At 32.8% G+C, this 17,742-nt stretch carries 19 protein-coding genes; 3 read left to right on the top strand and 16 right to left on the bottom strand.

Annotated elements, in window-relative coordinates:
• Positions 1–478 precede the first annotated feature (478 nt).
• On the top strand, positions 479–3,790 hold the full coding sequence (locus NTX22_11830; GenBank protein MCX6151208.1) for an ATP-binding protein: 3,312 nt from the start codon (positions 479–481) through the stop codon (positions 3,788–3,790).
• 62 nt (positions 3,791–3,852) lie between these two features.
• On the opposite strand, the gene NTX22_11835 is transcribed toward NTX22_11830, so the two are convergent.
• The 3 genes from NTX22_11835 to NTX22_11845 all read right to left on the bottom strand — a co-directional run bounded on the left by NTX22_11835 (position 3,853) and on the right by NTX22_11845 (position 5,728).
• Positions 3,853–4,578 carry a hypothetical protein gene (locus NTX22_11835; protein MCX6151209.1) on the bottom strand — a complete coding sequence of 242 codons (726 nt, stop codon included), beginning with the start codon at positions 4,576–4,578 and terminating at the stop codon, positions 3,853–3,855.
• 66 nt (positions 4,579–4,644) lie between these two features.
• On the bottom strand, positions 4,645–5,244 hold the full coding sequence (aat, locus tag NTX22_11840) for a leucyl/phenylalanyl-tRNA--protein transferase (protein ID MCX6151210.1): 600 nt from the start codon (positions 5,242–5,244) through the stop codon (positions 4,645–4,647).
• Positions 5,237–5,728 (bottom strand): DUF2721 domain-containing protein, encoded by a 492-nt coding sequence (locus NTX22_11845; GenBank protein ID MCX6151211.1) that lies wholly within the window; start codon positions 5,726–5,728, stop codon positions 5,237–5,239. Before NTX22_11845 ends, aat begins: the two co-directional genes overlap by 8 nt.
• A gap of 134 nt (positions 5,729–5,862) precedes the next feature.
• Here NTX22_11845 and NTX22_11850 point away from each other — a divergent pair, with 134 nt between their 5' ends.
• Entirely contained in the window at positions 5,863–6,762 is a 900-nt protein-coding gene (locus NTX22_11850) for a DMT family transporter (GenBank protein ID MCX6151212.1), read from the top strand.
• Between the two features lie 33 nt (positions 6,763–6,795).
• On the opposite strand, the gene NTX22_11855 is transcribed toward NTX22_11850, so the two are convergent.
• The 4 genes from NTX22_11855 to NTX22_11870 form a co-directional block, all read right to left on the bottom strand.
• A complete protein-coding gene (locus tag NTX22_11855; protein ID MCX6151213.1) occupies positions 6,796–7,011 on the bottom strand; it encodes a type II toxin-antitoxin system HicB family antitoxin in 216 nt (71 codons plus the stop codon).
• The gene (locus NTX22_11860; GenBank protein ID MCX6151214.1) at positions 7,008–7,208 is read right to left on the bottom strand and encodes a type II toxin-antitoxin system HicA family toxin; all 201 of its coding nucleotides are present in this window, start codon (positions 7,206–7,208) and stop codon (positions 7,008–7,010) included. The genes NTX22_11855 and NTX22_11860 overlap by 4 nt, the downstream gene beginning before the upstream one ends.
• 96 nt (positions 7,209–7,304) lie before the next feature.
• Positions 7,305–8,240: an MBL fold metallo-hydrolase gene (locus NTX22_11865; protein MCX6151215.1), complete on the bottom strand. Its 936-nt coding sequence runs from the start codon at positions 8,238–8,240 to the stop codon at positions 7,305–7,307.
• 116 nt (positions 8,241–8,356) lie between these two features.
• Positions 8,357–8,812 (bottom strand): TPM domain-containing protein, encoded by a 456-nt coding sequence (locus tag NTX22_11870; protein MCX6151216.1) that lies wholly within the window; start codon positions 8,810–8,812, stop codon positions 8,357–8,359.
• Between the two features lie 349 nt (positions 8,813–9,161).
• Between NTX22_11870 and gpmI the strand changes: the two genes are divergently transcribed.
• Positions 9,162–10,790 carry a 2,3-bisphosphoglycerate-independent phosphoglycerate mutase gene (gene gpmI / locus NTX22_11875; protein MCX6151217.1) on the top strand — a complete coding sequence of 543 codons (1,629 nt, stop codon included), beginning with the start codon at positions 9,162–9,164 and terminating at the stop codon, positions 10,788–10,790.
• A 146-nt stretch (positions 10,791–10,936) separates the two neighbouring features.
• On the opposite strand, the gene NTX22_11880 is transcribed toward gpmI, so the two are convergent.
• The 9 genes from NTX22_11880 to NTX22_11920 form a co-directional block, all read right to left on the bottom strand.
• A complete protein-coding gene (locus tag NTX22_11880; GenBank protein ID MCX6151218.1) occupies positions 10,937–11,362 on the bottom strand; it encodes an SRPBCC family protein in 426 nt (141 codons plus the stop codon).
• Between the two features lie 76 nt (positions 11,363–11,438).
• Entirely contained in the window at positions 11,439–12,008 is a 570-nt protein-coding gene (locus tag NTX22_11885) for a dihydrofolate reductase family protein (GenBank protein ID MCX6151219.1), read from the bottom strand.
• A 266-nt stretch (positions 12,009–12,274) separates the two neighbouring features.
• Complete coding sequence (locus tag NTX22_11890; protein MCX6151220.1) at positions 12,275–12,631, bottom strand: hypothetical protein; 357 nt, start codon at positions 12,629–12,631, stop codon at positions 12,275–12,277.
• A gap of 75 nt (positions 12,632–12,706) precedes the next feature.
• Complete coding sequence (locus NTX22_11895; GenBank protein ID MCX6151221.1) at positions 12,707–13,192, bottom strand: hypothetical protein; 486 nt, start codon at positions 13,190–13,192, stop codon at positions 12,707–12,709.
• The gene (locus tag NTX22_11900) at positions 13,185–13,961 is read right to left on the bottom strand and encodes a hypothetical protein (protein ID MCX6151222.1); all 777 of its coding nucleotides are present in this window, start codon (positions 13,959–13,961) and stop codon (positions 13,185–13,187) included. Before NTX22_11900 ends, NTX22_11895 begins: the two co-directional genes overlap by 8 nt.
• 294 nt (positions 13,962–14,255) lie before the next feature.
• On the bottom strand, positions 14,256–15,146 hold the full coding sequence (locus NTX22_11905) for a DUF362 domain-containing protein (protein MCX6151223.1): 891 nt from the start codon (positions 15,144–15,146) through the stop codon (positions 14,256–14,258).
• Between the two features lie 14 nt (positions 15,147–15,160).
• The gene (locus tag NTX22_11910) at positions 15,161–16,066 is read right to left on the bottom strand and encodes a hypothetical protein (protein ID MCX6151224.1); all 906 of its coding nucleotides are present in this window, start codon (positions 16,064–16,066) and stop codon (positions 15,161–15,163) included.
• Positions 16,067–16,330: 264 nt separating this feature from the next.
• Entirely contained in the window at positions 16,331–16,891 is a 561-nt protein-coding gene (locus tag NTX22_11915) for a TlpA disulfide reductase family protein (protein ID MCX6151225.1), read from the bottom strand.
• Positions 16,888–17,460 carry a thioredoxin family protein gene (locus NTX22_11920; protein MCX6151226.1) on the bottom strand — a complete coding sequence of 191 codons (573 nt, stop codon included), beginning with the start codon at positions 17,458–17,460 and terminating at the stop codon, positions 16,888–16,890. Before NTX22_11920 ends, NTX22_11915 begins: the two co-directional genes overlap by 4 nt.
• Positions 17,461–17,742 lie beyond the last annotated feature (282 nt).

Below are 17,742 nucleotides of genomic sequence, written 5' to 3' on the forward strand. Positions count from 1 at the left end.
ATTACTGATAGACCCGTGGCTGTCGTATAAGAAAATGAACTCATTAAATAATCTGTGTACAGTTCTAAGAGTTCTTTTTTCATCGCATACCTCTGATTTTTGTCACCAGAAATTTAATACCTTTCTTTCTCTTTGCGTAAGGTGAGTATTTAATTAAAAGTTCTTCCTTAAGAACCGCCTTTTTTTTTAAGTAACCACGTTTTTTGTGAATTTGTTAAAATCAAATTTGTATGAATACAGATGTTAAATTTTTAACGAAAAGCACAAGAACAGCTAAAGTTATTTCATTTATTTTTCGAAAGTAAGATACAAACAGATTAGTATTGTTGTAATTATTTATTCAGATCTAAAATAGAGGAAAACCTAAAAAGAACAGACGATTTTTTTTGTCCAGAACGGTAATATAAATCCTATTACATTCTGCCTTTATTATCCGCAAAGAATAAACACGGTAACTATGTTAATTTAAAGAAACGAGATGAGTAATTTTTATAAAAGCATTTTTTACAATAAATCCATAAGGAACTTCCTGGTTTCACTTGGAGCTATGCTCATTCTTTTTCTGGATTTACTTTTATTTAATACCAGTTTTCCCCAAAATAATGAATATGAAATTTCGAGGATTTCAATTGAACAAGGTTTGTCCCAGAGTTCAGTTTATTCAATTTTACAGGACAGACATAATTTTATGTGGTTTGGTACAGCCGAAGGATTAAATAAATATGATGGTTACAAGTTTTATACATACAAATTTGATCGGTATGATTCCAGTTCAATATCCGATAATTGGATACTTGCTTTACGTGAAGATAAAAGCGGTACAATTTGGATTGGAACCAACGGTGGAGGTTTAAATAAATTTGATGATAAAACTGAAAAGTTCATTCACTTTAAGTATGATATTAATAATCCTAAAAGCCTCAGCGATAATGTTGTAAATACTATCCTTGAAGATAAAAATGGTGTGCTTTGGATTGGGACTGATAATGGGCTAAACAAATTTGATAAAGTAAGTAAAACCTTCTTTAGTTATAAAAATGATCCTTCAAACTCTAACTCAATAAGTAATAATTACGTAAATACAATATTTGAAGACAGCCAGAGTAATTTATGGGTAGGTACAAATGATGGAGGACTAAATAAGTTCGATAGAGCAAAAGGGATTTTTTACCAATTTAAAAATGATCCTAAAAATTCTAACAGCATAAGCAATGATAGAATATGGGCAATACAGGAAGATCCAAATAATAAAAACATACTTTGGGTTGCAACATATGGCGGCTTAAATAAGTTTGATGTAGAGAATGGAATATTTTATAATCTTAAGCATGATAATACGAATCCAAATAGTTTAATTGGGAATTCAATACGAAGCTTTAAAATTGATAGTAAAGGTAATTTTTGGATTGGAACCAACGGAGATGGTTTAGATAAGTATCAAGCAAAAAAAAATATGTTCTATCATTTTCTTTATGACAGAAATGAAAAAAACAGTATTAGTAAAAATAATATTGTTTCTATTTATGAGGATAAATCCGGTTTAATTTGGATTGGTACAAGGAGTGGTGGTTTAAATAAAATCAAGAAGTATAAATTCCGCAAATATGCTTTTAGTACTTTTTCCATCGAGGATATAAATACAAATAATATTTGGTCCATCTTCAAAGATGATGAAAAAAATGTTTGGATCGGAACCGATAATGGTCTTCTTGTTTTTAATAGGGCAAGCGGAAAATGTATTACTTACAAAAATAATCCACGCGATTCAAAAACCATTAGCGATAATGTAATTACTGCTATTTTTGAAGATAAAAATAAAACAATTTGGATTGGAACCGAAAGCGGCGGATTAAATAAGTTTGATAAACAAAGCGGAAGTTTTATTTCGTTTAAGCATAATCCAAATAATCCTTTTAGTATAACTGATGATTACGTAAAAACAATTTGTGAAGATAAACAAGGTGTGTTATGGATTGGAACAAGAGGCGGAGGAATTTCTGCGTTCGATAGAACAAAATCAATTTTTAAAAACTATAGAAACACAAATTCAAATAATAGCTTAAGTCACAACCGTGTAAATTATATTTTTGAAGATCAATCGGGGCAACTTTGGATCTGTACATCTGGCGGTGGTTTAAATAAATTTAACAGAAAAACCGAAACATTTACTCATTTTACTTTCGATCCAGCAAATCCAAATTCCTTATCAGATATTTATGCGCTTTCTTGCAATGAAGATAAAGCGGGCAACCTTTGGGTTTGCACTTACGATGGCGGACTTAACAAATTTGATAAAACTACCGGTAAGTTTATTCATTTCAATATGAAAAATGGTTTACCGGGTAATGTTGTGTATGGTGTTCTGGAAGATAGCGTTGGTAATTTATGGATTAGTACCAATAATGGGTTATCTAAATTTAATCCTCAAGCTCAATCTTTTATGAATTATGATAATCGGGACGGGTTGCAAGGTACTGAATATAATAGCGGTTCATTTTATAAAAGTAAAGATGGTGAAATGTTTTTTGGAGGGATAAATGGTTTTAATAGTTTCTTTCCAAATGAAATTAAAGATAATCAGTTCTCTCCACCAATAGTTATAACTGCGTTTAGAAAATTTGATCAATTGGTTACTTTCAATGAACCAATTTCCGAAATGGATAAAATCAATTTATCGTATAAAGAAAATTATTTTTCCTTTGAGTTTGCTTCTCTCGATTACTCTTCTCCAGAAAAAAATCAATATGCATACATGATGGAAGGCTTTGATAAAGACTGGATTAAATGCGGCAGCAGGAGATATGTAAGTTATACAAATCTTAGGGCGGGTGAATATACTTTTAAAGTGAAAGGGACAAATAGTGATGGACTTTGGAATGATAAACCTGCCGAAATAAAAATTATAATCTCACCTCCTTATTGGAATACATGGTGGTTTAGAATTTCCATTGTTGTTTTGATAATTGGACTTATCTATTTCTTTTATAAAAAAAGAATAAAATATTTTGAAACACATACCCAAATACTTCAAAAAGAAATTGTTGAGCGGTTAAAGGTTGAAGAAGAATTAACTAAAGCAAAAGAAAAAGCAGAGGAATCAGATCGACTGAAATCAAATTTCCTGGCTCAAATGTCGCACGAAATCAGAACACCGATTAATACTATTTTAAGTTTTACTTCCTTACTTAAAGATGAAACGGAAAATAAAATCAGCTTAGATTTACAACCAAGTTTTGGTATTATTGAACAAGGCGGCAGGAGATTAATTAGAACAATAGATATGATTTTGAACATGTCGGAAATTCAAGCCGGACGCTTTGATATTCAACTTCGGAAGCTAAATATAGTTGATGACATTCTTTCAGACATAGTTAGTGAATTCCGGTTTATTGCCAGCGGAAAAAAATTACAACTTAGTCTTGATTGTAATGCAGAAAATAAAAATATAATTGGCGACCGATATTCGGTTTTGCAAATATTTCAGAACCTGATTGATAATTCATTAAAATATACTGAATCAGGTTCTGTTACTATTTCGGTTTATAATCAAACTAATAAACTGATCAACGTTGATGTAAAAGATACAGGCATTGGTATTTCTGAAGAATATTTATCAGAACTATTCATTCCATTTTCTCAAGAAGATAGTGGCTACACAAGAAGATTTGAAGGTACAGGATTGGGATTGTCTTTGGTGGAAAATTATCTAAAATTGAACAACGCGGGAATTTCCGTCCAAAGTGAAAAGGGCAAAGGTAGTATATTCACAGTCTCGTTCAAGACAGCGTAATCCTACCAAAACTACTATACGATATTTACATTTATGAAATTGAATTGATTGTTATTCTCAATTCAAAAAAATTCTGCAACAATTCCTAAATGGATTGTAATCAAATCAGTCTTTGATTTGGAATATTGATAAACAGCTAACTTGGTTACTGGATCCTGACTAATTGAACCTTCCTTTAAGTATTCCGCCTCTGTTCCGAATAAATATCGCACTTTTAAATCGAGCCATATTGAAGCCGGTGCCATAGCTTCACCAGTTGGTTCTAAGTCTGCTAATTTGATTAGTAAACCACCACCACCGTAACTCCAGGAAAAATCATCCTGATTTGTTGTTGAGGCAAAGGATTTTTCATTCCCCTGGCTTTTAACTTCCGAAGTAGTAAAAAGATAATTACCACCCATTAAAACATCTAAATATGGTTTAACTGGCCCATTAAATGGAGAGATTTGAAATAGCAAATGAAAGTTTACCAAATTATTGGTTCTGTTTACTTCTACAGGAATTTCATAAATTGTTTCAGAAAGAGGAGCGGTTCGCTTTTCATTTCCGTAGTTGATATATCCTGCGTTTATTCCAACTGTAAAGGGAAGACTGGGTCCGGTCTTAAATAAAGTAAAATGCCCGCTTACTCCAAATCCAACTTTATCAACATTCTCCTTAAACTCACCCTGGGGCAACGCAACCATTAAATTTAGTCCGCCTGATTGAGCAAACAACTTTTGTCCGGAAATACCAATTAAGATAATTAGAAGTACAATTTTAAATTCGGGAATAAATTTCTTTTTCATTTTGCTATTCATCCATTTTTTAGTTTGCAATCTAAAGAATCTTAGAATGAGTTTAAAGTATTCATTTTAAAATTCGCACTCCACCTTAGATGCAGCTAAAAGATATTCGTAAAATTCCAGTAGGGAAATTTCTTCAGCACCAAACATTTTTAAATGGGGAGAAAGATATTGCACATCTAAAAGAACGAATTCTTTTTCAATTAAATGTTCAACCAGTTTTGCAAGAGCAATTTTGGATGTTTGGCTAACTTTGGAAAACATCGATTCACCGAAGAAAGCGCCTTTGTAAGTTATTCCGTATAAACCGCCAACGAGTTTATTGTCCATCCACACTTCAACAGAGTGCAGATGTTTAAGTTCATACAAACGAATATAGGCTGCGATCAATTTTTCAGAGATCCAGGTTATTTCCCGGTTGGCACAATTTCTTATTACATCAAGGTAAGCGGAATCTATTTTTATTTCATACTCTGATTGTTGAATGATTTTTCTAAGCGAACGTGGTAGATTAAATTTATCTAATGGAATGATGGTTCTAACCTCGGGCAAATACCAGTTGATAGTGCCATCATCATCCGCCATAGGAAATGCTCCGCGCGAGTACAGCTCAATCATTTTATCAGGCTGTAAGAACTCATCTTCCATTGACTTGTGATTTTTACTCATCTGCAAAAACTTCATACAGGATTATATCATAACCCTTTTTTGTTTCAAGAAATGCAAAACAAATTCCGACTAAAACCATAATCATCCCCGCTAAAAAAACGCCAATAATTTCCATCTTTAGATTAATCGCATCAACAAAAAAATTAAAACCGGTAAGAAGCGATGTTAGAACAAAAAGTGCAACTGCGCTTGTGTAGCACAAAACTGAATTGCGCACAAGTTTTACACGGTAGACAAGATCTTTTAATTGCCGGGTTATGCTTTCCAATCTTACATTTTCTTCATAAGTAAAATTTTTCTCCCCGACTTTGTGAACCATTTTTCGTTTTTCTTCATTTAGCAAACGCACACGATTAACAACCAGCGAATATTTATTGTTTATTCCAAGCAACAACAATCCACATGCATTTATCATAACTGCCGGTGCAATTAAAAGCTGAATTACTTGTGTAACTGTCATCGATTCCGGTAAAATCTGATTCATTGAATTACCCTTAAATGAAAAATGATTTTTAAATTCCTCAAAAATATAACTTCATTTTTTAATTTTAGAAAGCAGAAAATGTTTGATTAGAATTCTTTTTATTGTTATTTAACGTTTGCAAAAAGGAATTGTTGATGAACTTAAAATCGTTTGGTTATTCAATAAGTGCTGTTTTACTTTGGGCAACTGTGGCAACTGCTTTTAAACTCACGTTAGCTGGAATGAATTTTCTGCAGATGCTTTTCTATTCATCACTTTCCAGCAGCGTGGTATTATTTATAATTCTGCTTTCCACAAATGGAAGAAACTCTTTTAAATTTTTAACGTTTGCTGATTTGAAGAAAAGTTTACTTCTTGGTTTGTTAAATCCTTTTTTGTACTACTTTGTTTTATTTAAAGCATATTCCCTACTTCCTGCGCACGAAGCACAACCACTTAACTATACATGGCCAATTGCCATTTCCATTATGTCTGCAATTTTTTTAAAGGAAAAAATAAGTATTAGAATCGTGATTGGTTTAATAACAGCTTTTGTTGGTGTAATTATTATTGCAACCAGAGGAAATATTTTTAATCTTCATTTTGATAGTTGGGAAGGAGTAATCCTTGCGATCGGTAGTTCAATTATCTGGGCATCATTCTGGCTTTTAAATATGATAGATAAAAGAGATTCATCCGTAAAACTATTCGGTGCATTTTTTATCGGTACGATTTTATCAGGTATGTACATCCTGGTGTTTGATACTTTTATAATTCATGAACCAAAATATATTTTCGGTGCAGTCTATATTGGATTTTTTGAAATGGGTTTTACTTTCTTGCTATGGATGAAAGGATTGTCTTTGAGTAAAAGCCGGGCTAAAACCTCAACATTGGCTTATCTTTCACCGTTTTTATCTTTTATATTAATAAGCGTTGTACTTAAAGAGCAAATACCAGTTAATGCAATTATAGGATTGGTGTTTATTGTTGGTGGAATTATTTATCAACAATTAGAAGCTTTTGGAAAAAACTTTGATAAGAAAGTGCCATAAAATATTTTCTGAAACATAGTGGGAATATTTTTCTTAATCGTTGACCTCTAAATATTTTGCATAGCATTTGGGTTCAGGAATTTTATAACCTTCTTTTGTTAAGCCTTCCAAATGAAATTTTATTGCATCTGCCATATCTTTTTCAACTTCTTCCTTGGTAGCACCTGTTGCTGCACATCCATCCAGATCAGGGGAGAATGCGGAATAACCTTGTCCTGTATCTTCCACAACTATCAAGTATTTTTTCATAAAATACCTGCACGGTTAAAAATATTTGATAAAGTAAGCGGTGCAATTTTTTTAGAATTTTTACCAGAGATTGTTATAATGCCAAGTTTAATTGGATGTTTAAACTGGTATCTATTTTCTCTTTTTCTAAATAATAGCCAGCCATCTTTCTTTAATAGTTTTATTACCTTTCTTGTTTTTAGCATGTTTCTTTTCATTTTATCCTTATAAATATATAAGGAGTAAATCAATCAAATTCAAATCAAAATTAATTCAACAAAGTGTAAAAGGCAAGTAAGTTATTTTAACGATTCCTAAACAGTGAATGTCTGTCCAATTTCATTCAAGCCCAACTGAACCTTGTAATTAATCGCGGATTTGTTCAGCCAGTTCAGTGGTTCTTTGCGTGGTTCTTTCCCTTGTTGGAAAGTATTAGTATGAATTGGAATAAAATATTTTGCATTTAATTTATCTGCCATAATTAATGCTTCTTCGGGATTGCAGTGGCTCCATTTCCATGGACGGTATGCCCCGATTGGCATTATTGCAACATCAATGTTTTTATCCATAAGAAAATTAAGTTTATCGGTTTTTGCAGTATCGCCGCCAAATAAAATTTTCTTTCCATTTTTTTCTAAAAGATAAGCATTATAACTTCTTCCTGTTTTCATAAATCCTTGCGAACGATCCTTTTCCCATGGAAATCTCCAGCCAAAATGCTTTACCTCTAAAGCTTTAATAATTACTCCATTAAGTAAATGCTCGTTACCCCAATCCAATTCCTTAATTGATTTCCAAGGAAGATCTTCAATTACATCTTTAGTAAAGAATGAGGTTATCAAATCAATTTTACCAGGATATTTATTTGCAAAATCCTTTAATGTTTTATAATCCATGTGGTCCATATGTGCGTGAGAGAGAAGCATTATATCTGGTTGTGGAATTTCATCAATTGATAAAGCCGGATAAGTAAAACGGGAAGGTCCCCAATTTGTTCCTAATAAATAAATTCCGATCCTTTCATAAAGTACCGGATCTGTAAGAATCCACACACCAAAAAAATTTATAAGTACGGTTGAATGTCCGATCCAGCTAAGTGTAATCCGGTTGTTATCCCAGCGTTCCGGTAATGGTGTATGTTTGGTTTTAGTTATTGCGTAAGAACTTTGTTTATTATTTATAAATGGAGAAATAAGTAAAGTGCCAATTGCAGTTAATATCCCAGTTTTAACAAAGCTTCTTCTTTTCATAAACTAATTGTCTTTCTCAACTTATTTTTTTATTAACATCTTTTTAGTAAAAAGAATTCAAAATATTCCGGAAAAGGAAAATGGTTTAGTTTGAAGAGTAATTATAAGCAGTAATATTAAAATTCAACTTTGTTAGAAAGTTCATTTGTATCATCAGCTTTTATGGGAAAATGCACTTGTAAAATTTTCCCTACTTTTTCAACTCCCAGGATTATTCCCTCTGAAAAAAGCCCTTTCTGAAATTCTGTTTGCATCTCATTGCTGATATCGTCCCAGGTATTATCGGGTACTTTTTCGTTTATTCCTTCGTCGGCAAGAATGTGAAATTTCCTTTCTTCTAAAAGGATAATAATTAATATTCCCGTTTTGTCGCGGGTTTCGTGCATCTTCAACCTGATAAATTCTGCAAGTGCAAGTTCGTGCACAGATTTTTTCCGTTGTAGTAATTTACGATGCTCTTTAACACTAACCCTTATTTCTCCGGAAGTAATATCTTCCATTTCTTTTATCTTGTCAGAAATCCTTAACAGGTCATCGTCTGTAAAAAAGTTATAGATCAGATTATTTTTCATTTTAAACCATAAATTTCTTATACAAGATAAACAAGTTCACATTTTTTTACAAGAACCCGGAATTGATTGCGGATTGGGGATTTCGGATTTCAGATTGCTGAATATACAATTAGTTCATAATTTTTTATTAAAATTGTTCAATTGTTCGATTGCTAAATTGTTTTATGAAATACAACTCAAGCATTAGCAATTTAACAATTCAACAATTAAATAATCATAACGGGTTAAATGATGAATGAAACAACTGAATGATATTGGCTAACCGCTGACTAATGGGGAGAAAGTTAATTTCAATTTCTATATATTTAAGCAGAATTTTATTTGAATCTTTAAAACAAAAAAGGGAATTATGGAATTAAATCTTGAAAAATTGAAAGAATTTCATGGCAGAAAAGGTCCTTTGCTGTTGATAATTATGGATGGTGTTGGAATTGGAAAGAATGCAGACAACAATGCAGTTTACATGGCTAAAACTCCCGTGCTTGATAAATTGTTTACGATTCCTTTGCAAACGAATCTTAGGGCGCACGGAAAAGCTGTTGGACTTCCTTCTGATGATGATATGGGAAACAGCGAAGTTGGGCACAATGCGCTTGGAGCAGGAAGAGTTTTTGCTCAGGGTGCAAAGCTGGTTAATAAAGCAATTGAAACAGGAAAAATTTTTCAATCAGATACCTGGAAGAAAGTAATTGAACATGGAAAACATGGCGGAACAGTTCATTTCATCGGACTTCTATCGGATGGAAATGTTCATTCCCATATAACACAACTTTTTGCTCTCATAAATAAATGTGCAGAAGAAGATGTAAATAAACTCCGGGTTCATCCGTTGCTGGATGGAAGAGATGTTGGTGAAAAATCTGCTTTAGATTTTGTAGTTCCTACAGAAGAATTACTCTTAAAGATATCAACTGAAAAAGGATTTGATTACCGGATTGCTTCCGGCGGCGGCAGGATGAATGTAACGATGGATAGATATAATGCAGATTGGCGAATAGTGAAACGCGGCTGGGATGCACACGTGCTTGGAATCGGAAGAAAATTTTCATCTGCTTCCGAAGCAATTAAAACTTTCTATGCAGAAGATTCAAAAATGACTGATCAATATATGGGTCCCTTTGTTGTTTCAGATAAAGCTGGCGAACCTGTCGGGAAAATTGTTGATGGGGACAGCGTTGTGTTCTTTAATTTCCGTGGCGATAGAGCAATTGAAATTTCGAGAGCGTTTGAAGAACCTGATCTGAATACATTCGAGCGCGGGAAAATTCCGGATATATTTTATGCGGGAATAATGGAATATGACGGCGACCTGCACATACCAAAAAATTATTTAGTTATTCCTCCGGAGATTGAACGCACTGTAAGTGAATATCTTTGTGCTGCGGGTGTTACCAGCTTTGCTATTTCTGAAACGCAAAAGTTTGGTCACGTAACTTATTTCTGGAATGGAAACCGCTCCGGTTACATTGATGAAAAGCTTGAAAAATATTTTGAAGTTCCTTCAGATAAAATTCCATTTGATCAGGCTCCTAAAATGAAAGCTTACGAGATTACTGAAAAAGCAATCGAATATTTAAAGACAAATCAGTTTCAGTTTGGAAGAATAAATTTTGCCAATGGTGATATGGTTGGACATACCGGTGATATGCAGGCGGCAATTACGGCAGTGGAAACTGTTGATGAATGCGTGGGGAAATTATTAAAAGTTGTTGAAGAGCTTGGCGGTATTGCGCTTGTAACCGCCGACCATGGAAACGCTGACGAAATGTTTACTGAGAAAAACGGAGTGCGAACACCAAAAACTTCTCACACACTTAACCCGGTGCCATTTATTATCTTCGATCCTAAGTATGATAATGAATATAAAATGGCTGGTGTTCAAAATCCTGGGTTGTCTAATGTTGCGGCTACAATTTTAAATTTACTGGGATATAAGAAAGTTGAAGATTATGATCCTTCATTGATACTGGTGGAATAATCTTTCCATCCTCAACCCAACTGTTAGCTTCTGGTAAGGTGTGGACTTTGCCAGCCAAGGAAACAATTGCCCGATTCTCTGCCTGGTTATCAATCAATAAGCAAAGGATTAATTGTTATTATTTCTATTGGAAGTTAAATAGTTAACTAATTTGTCTCAGCATATTTTTTAAAATTATCTAAAATTGCCTGCCATCCGCCACGTTGCATTTCTATAGAATTAGTCTCTTCGGCTTCAAATGTTACAACCACTTTAGTTTCATTACTTTTACTGGTAAAAATGTTTTTCACTTTTCTGCCATCTCCCATCTGGTAAGCAATCAATTCGTTAGTTTTTACTTCGCTATAAATTCCTTCAAAGTCAAAACCCATACTACCATCTTTGGCTTCCATGCTTGAAAGGAATTTGCCACCAATCCGCAGATCATTTTCTGCTCTTGTTGTATGCCAGTCGTCTGAAGCGTTATTCCATTTTATGATGTGCTCAGGAGTAGTCCAAAGTTTCCAGACTTTTTCTACGGGTGCTTTCACAATATTTTCTATTGTGATTTTTGTTTTGCTAATTGTTTCCATTTTATTATTTGTTTGTATTTAAATGTTGTCTAAAATTTTTTATTATTTTTTGTCCTTGTCTGGCTCGCCGATTTTATTATTTGTCAATGGTGTAATTAAGTCCGGTTACGCCGCAAGAAAATTCTTTAGTTGTTAGCAATTTTAATTTTATTTTGTCTTTTATACCTGCAAACAACGGAATTCCTTGCCCAAGAATAATGGGATTTAAAAATAACCAGAAGTCATCTATCAAGTTAAATTGCATAAGATGATGAACGGCAGTTGGACTGCCAAAAATTAAAATGTCTTTACCTTTTTGTTGTTTGAGTTTATTAATTTCATTTGGAATATTTTCGCTAATGAAAATTGTGTTGCTCAAATGTTTGCCTTGCATTGATCTGGATAAAACGATTTTGGTTACTTTGTTATACCAATTAGAATGTTCTATTTCGTGCTTGGTGGGTGCCGGTTTGTCTGCTGCAGTTGGCCAGTAATTTTCCATCATTTGATAAGTAACTCGTCCATACAATGCTGCATCAGCTTCATCTGAGAATTTTCCTACAAGATCAAACATTTCATCATTAAATTTAATCCAGTCTAATTCTCCATTTTTTCCACCTACAAAACCATCAAGCGATGTGTGCATTGATAAAATTATTTTTCTCATACGCTTTCTTTATTTTTTCATTAACTATTATCTTACAGGCAACTGCATTATAAATTTTATTAATAACCAGTTCAGTTATTTAAAGTAATCATACAAGTGCCTTACTTTTATTATAAGAAACGAATTGGTTTATGTCAATAAAGTTTTCAAGTACCATTAAAATTTTCATAAAAAGTGCAGGAAAATATCCGGGTGAGGTACAGGTAAGAAATGATATTTGAGCCAACCAGTAACTGTTTCGAGTTGGTTTGTTAGATTTAAATCAATTAGAAAAAATGTAAAGAGTAAAATGAAAGTAAGGCAAACAGATATGCAGCAAAGGAAGTAATCCTATGAACAAATTTTATTTTTTGTCTGATTGTTTGATCACTGATTAAAATAGATCCTGTAGTTACTGAAGCAATAAAAAATAAAAGTGTTGCAATTGGTAACAACAATGAAATAACTGCCCAACCATTTTGCCTGAAGTGGCTATAAAGTATAATACAAAAAACTACTCCAGATAAAAATGAGCAAAGCTTGTGCGTCGTTGATAAAAACTTTCCGTAAGGATTTGCTTTGAGTGTTAGTACAACACCAAGGATAAGTGAAAAGACACTGAGCAGTAATAGAGATAAAATCATTTTATTGTTAACCTATTTTTATAAACAAAACTACAAAATATCCTAGCAAGGTTTGGACCTTGCCAATCGATGAAATTATAGGTTTAATATTCCGAAGACCTCAGAATGGTCAATATGTATATCAAGAAAAGAAAAATTTAATGGATTTTTACTATAAATTGTTTCGAAAATCCTATAGCTTCTTGAATCGGAAGAGACATAGTATTGTATTTGGAGTTCTATTTCAGCTTGCGCAAATAATTTCGCATCGTTTATTATAATCGGTCGTTCATTAACATTTAGTACTCCTTCTTTACGGGCATTATAAAGAATTTTACCAAACTCACCAGCTTTTTTTGCATGATTAATATTAAATGGAATAATTAATAGATTTTTGAGAGGAAGTTGATCGATCGATCCTTTAACACAAAATTCGGCTATGCTTATTGTAGATATAAAAAGGATAAAATTTTTTTCTAGAAAGTATTTATAATATTTATCAGCTTTCTCGAAAAGGGAATCGTTTTCATTAAGAAATCTAAGGAAGAAACTAGTATCAAGTAATACTCCGGTATTAGGCATCGTAACCTCTAATTTCTTTCATCCACTCATCCGGATTAATGTTTGTCAGCCACTCACTTGCTTTTTTTCTTAAATCTTTAAGATACTTTTCATTATATATTTTATTAAAATCTAAAAGTTCTAGAAATATCAAACTTGAAGTGTCTATTTCACCAGTATCGGAATTTTGTTTGCCCTTGGCTCTAACACCATAAGTTTTATAAAGTATATTTTCTTCAGCTTTGGCTAAAAACTCTTGTGGAGTCTGAATGAATAATGTACCATATTCTGCAGAAGACAGATGGATATTTGCTTTTTCCTTTCCCCCAGCATTTGTAATCTTACCATAAAAATAAAACTCTGCATCAACCCAATGTTCTTTTGTACGATAAAAAAAAGTTGACTTGTCAATTTTTAATTGTGATGAATTTAGTAATGATGTTCTGATTTCAAACGAATAATCTTTTTTAATTGCTGTTTCTTGAAATGTTTCGATAGCTTTCGCGGTGTTAGCTTCAAGAAAGTCGATATTTTGAGTGAATTGAATTTGACCAAGGACTGCACTGAAACCTAGTATAATCTGCAGATTGGTCTTAAATATATTTTTTACTGATCCTTCTTCAATATGATAACTTAATAGTGGACGTTCTTTTCTTTCACCAGGGAATAAAAGTTTTTCGGTTTGCTCAACAACTTCAATCAATTCGCGTATATCATAAGTATCCGGCGTAATTTCAATATTACCTTTGAAACCGGAGATTCTAATTTCAATATAACCAATGTTTTCCATAGTTAAATCTAATTGACTTTATGCAAAGATAATATATTTATTTTATATTTTCTTTGCATTTTTTAATGTCTTTATTATCTGGATTAACTTAATAGAAATATAACTTATAGAATTTCAATTTATAAAGGAAAGGTCAAGTATGTATACTGGTAAGGAAAGTTAAACAATTAACAGAGGCAACAAAAGATCATTTTCGTACGCTTAAAACAAAACCTTTTTTACTAAATTATTATAAACCCTGCAAGAAATGGTCATTGCCAGTAAAAGAAAATGCAGGCTTCAGATATTAGAGTTTCAGATCAGAATATTTTCCTTCCAACCAATTTTTATCAATTCCATTTTTTTCAAATCGGCGGTACCAAGGTGGTGCCGTGTATCGGCTAATTCTATATGTTTAGCTGGGGGACTTAATGGCTTATCTTCTTTGAAAAATTCCTTCCGTTTCGCCTCAATGATTTTTAATCCGACTGCATCGGCGGCTACCGGATCTGTGCTTACAATTAATCCTTTATACTGCCAGATGTATTCCGGGCTGTATCCATGCGGTCCCACGCTGTGAAATTGCGGTGTTAGCATAACAAGAATGTTTAACCTTGTTTTATCTTTTACAATTGGAAGTTTCCAGATTGAAGCAAGATCAGCACAGGAATCATTGTGATAATCGGATGGTTTTTCAACAAACATTATATAATTCTTTAGCAGGCTTCCTACACCGGACCAATAATGGGTTCTCATCGGGCGTGAATTTATTAATGCTGTTGCTTTCTGGAATACCGGATTGTTTAACACACCGCGGTCATCAATGCTTATATTATTTTCTTTTACTCCGGCATCCATTACTCTTTTCTTAATCGCGTTTTCCAGTTCGGGTGGAGTAGCCAGATATTGCCAGGCATTGGTTTTTATTCCAACTATGTCCTGTGGTTTAATGATCTTTTTCCATGCAGTCATAGCATCACTGGTATCAAACAATAATTTAACTGCATCATCAAGCATTCTTTCAAGAACTTCCACATTTATTTTGTTCTTATCATCAAGAACATTTTTATCTCGGATTAAAATAACCTTAGTTTTGGTTGCAGGTATTGCCATCAAAAATGAACTTGAGCCGATGACCAGCGTACTTGCTGCAGCAAAAGCACCTGTTTTAATAAACTCTCTTCTGGTAAAATGTTTTGCAAACATTGTTCAACTCCAATTTATTTTATTTGTTTACTTGCAGAGTCTAAAAGATTTTGTGCTGTGGTTTTATCATTACAATTAAAAACCGCCCAGATATGATTATTAAATGAATCCAAACCAATCCATTTATGTTTCTCTGTTTTAAGTATCTTGCTCTTTAAAAGCTTTGAATTGAATGTGTGGATAAAACTGTTCCTGGCCAGCGCCGCTTCTTCTATGGTTGGATATTCTATTAGTAAAAGAATGGGATTACTATTCTTTATATTATACTTTGCCTGAACACAATTAACCTTACTATTTATATTCAGGATGTTTTCATTTGAAATGAATGTGTGGGAATTAAGCCAGATATAATGTTTAAAGTAACGGATACTTTTATTATCGAGATTATTTTCCGGTAATAAACTTATTATCGGCGGAAGAGAACCAATCCCCGTAATCGATTTGTCAATTTCCTTTGCCAGCTTTGAAATAGCTATTTTAGATTCTTCAGTCTCAGGATTGCACATTATTGAAATATAAAAATTATCCTTCCAGAAAATTATTGATCCGATTGTCTGCTGCGATTGCTGTCCGAAATCATTTTCAATTCTTCCGGTAGACTGCATAAATACACCGAATGCATCAGATGATGAATTCATATAAAAAATATCCACGCTAATGTTTGACTGCTCAGGTTTGGAATAATTTCTATTAAATACTTTTGTGAATCCGTAGCTGATAAATAATTCGGCTCCTCCGTCAATGTAATCATAAAGAGTGTTGTCGTCAAAAAATCTATCCTGTTCACTAATCTTCCAGCCATCGATAGTTTCCGGAAGAGATTTAACCGGATCGGATTGTGCAAAAATTTTAATTTCTAAATTCAAGAAACTGAAGAGAAGTAATTCTGAAAATAAAACATGTAAAAATAATTTTTGCATATCAATCGTTATATGAATTGCATTGCTCGGCTTCTAATAGCTAAAATGTAACTTAAAATTATTTCGGGCGTAGCAAAAAAATCTATTTATAAACTGAACAGTAATTTGCTAAATAAGTGGAGTAAATTTTGTTTACAACATAACAAACAGATTTGCTTATGTCAACAATGTTTTGAAGTAGTTCATATGTCTTAGTTAATGGAATCGAGCAGAGGAGTATATCCGGCAAAGCAGGAACAGCGCCAGTCAATGAAGGAAAAAAATCTATTGTTTCGTGATTAAGGAATCAACTTTAGTTTTAAAATGATCGAATGTGCTTTTTCCAATTAATTTGAATTGCTGCTTTCCTTTATTATCATAAATAAATGAAGCTGGAATTGCGCCATTCCATTTCAAATCCAATGTATTTATAAGATCTTCGTCTTTATTAAAATTTGCAACATATATTTTAAATGGAACAGAATGCTTAGTAAGAAACGGAAGTATTTTGGATTTAACCTCGTCAGGATAATCAACACTGATTCCCACGATTTCAAGTTTACCAGGTTCGTAGGATTCTGAAAGTTTTACAAGATCGGGGAATTCCTCTATACAAGGTAAACACCATGTTGCCAAGATATTTAAAAGAAGAATTTTTCCGTTCCGCTTTTGAATAAGCGTGTTAAGTCCAAATTTATTGATGGAATCAACACGCTGAACTATATTAGTTTGTGTAAGTGTGGAATCTGTCTTTTTATCTTTTCCGTTATCCCGTGCGTTTTTACCACAACCACCGAAGATGAAAAAGCTAAAAAGAATTAGAATTATTATTCGCAGTGAAATCATTGTATGCGTTTTATGCTGCACCCGAATGCTTTGGTTTCCTGAACTTCAACTGATTTCCCAGCAAGTAAAGCATCAAGTGCAGTCCTGGTATCTTTGGATGTTGCCTTTTCTTCCCGCCTCGAATCATCTATTCTACCGTGGTATATAATTTCCAATTTGTTGTTGAGTATGTATACCTCCGGAGTTACTGATGCTTCCAATTTATCTGCAATTTTGTTGTCCCAGTCTTTTAGGATTGTAAACTTAAAGCCATGTTCGTTAGAATGATTTTTTATCTCTTCAACAGTTTCCTGCTTGTTTGAATTTATACCAACAAATGTAATTCCTTTGGAAGAGTAATCTTTATAAAGCTGTGCCATGCGTTCATTGTACGCATTGGATACAGGGCATTGCGTCGCCATAAATATCATTACAATTGCTTTAGAAGATTTATAATCTGCAAGAGAATGCTTCGCACCATTATAATCTTCCAAAGTAAAATTCTCTACTTTCTTTCCAATCCCTGATGCGGGTAAAATAATTACTGATGTTAATAAAATTATTATCAGCAAAAAAAATCGTTTTAACATAATATATTCCTTTCAGAATTTTAATGATTGTTGCTCGATAAGTTTAAACGTAACGGGAAAGAAAGTGGTTCCAGGATTATTGAAATCGTAGGCTCCAATTATATTTGCGGCTGAATGAATGACAATAATTATATTTTAATTCACTGTTGTCCGGTAAAAATAAATTATAAGTAAGAAATATGACTAAGTTTAATAAAAACGAAGAAATATTAAGAGAATAGAAAATAGAACCTCCGGTTAACCAAAAAGTAAAAGTTGTTCATCTGTTTTTGTAGTTAAAAA

Source organism: Ignavibacteriales bacterium, from assembly GCA_026390815.1.
Taxonomy (GTDB): domain Bacteria; phylum Bacteroidota; class Ignavibacteria; order Ignavibacteriales; family SURF-24; genus JAPLFH01.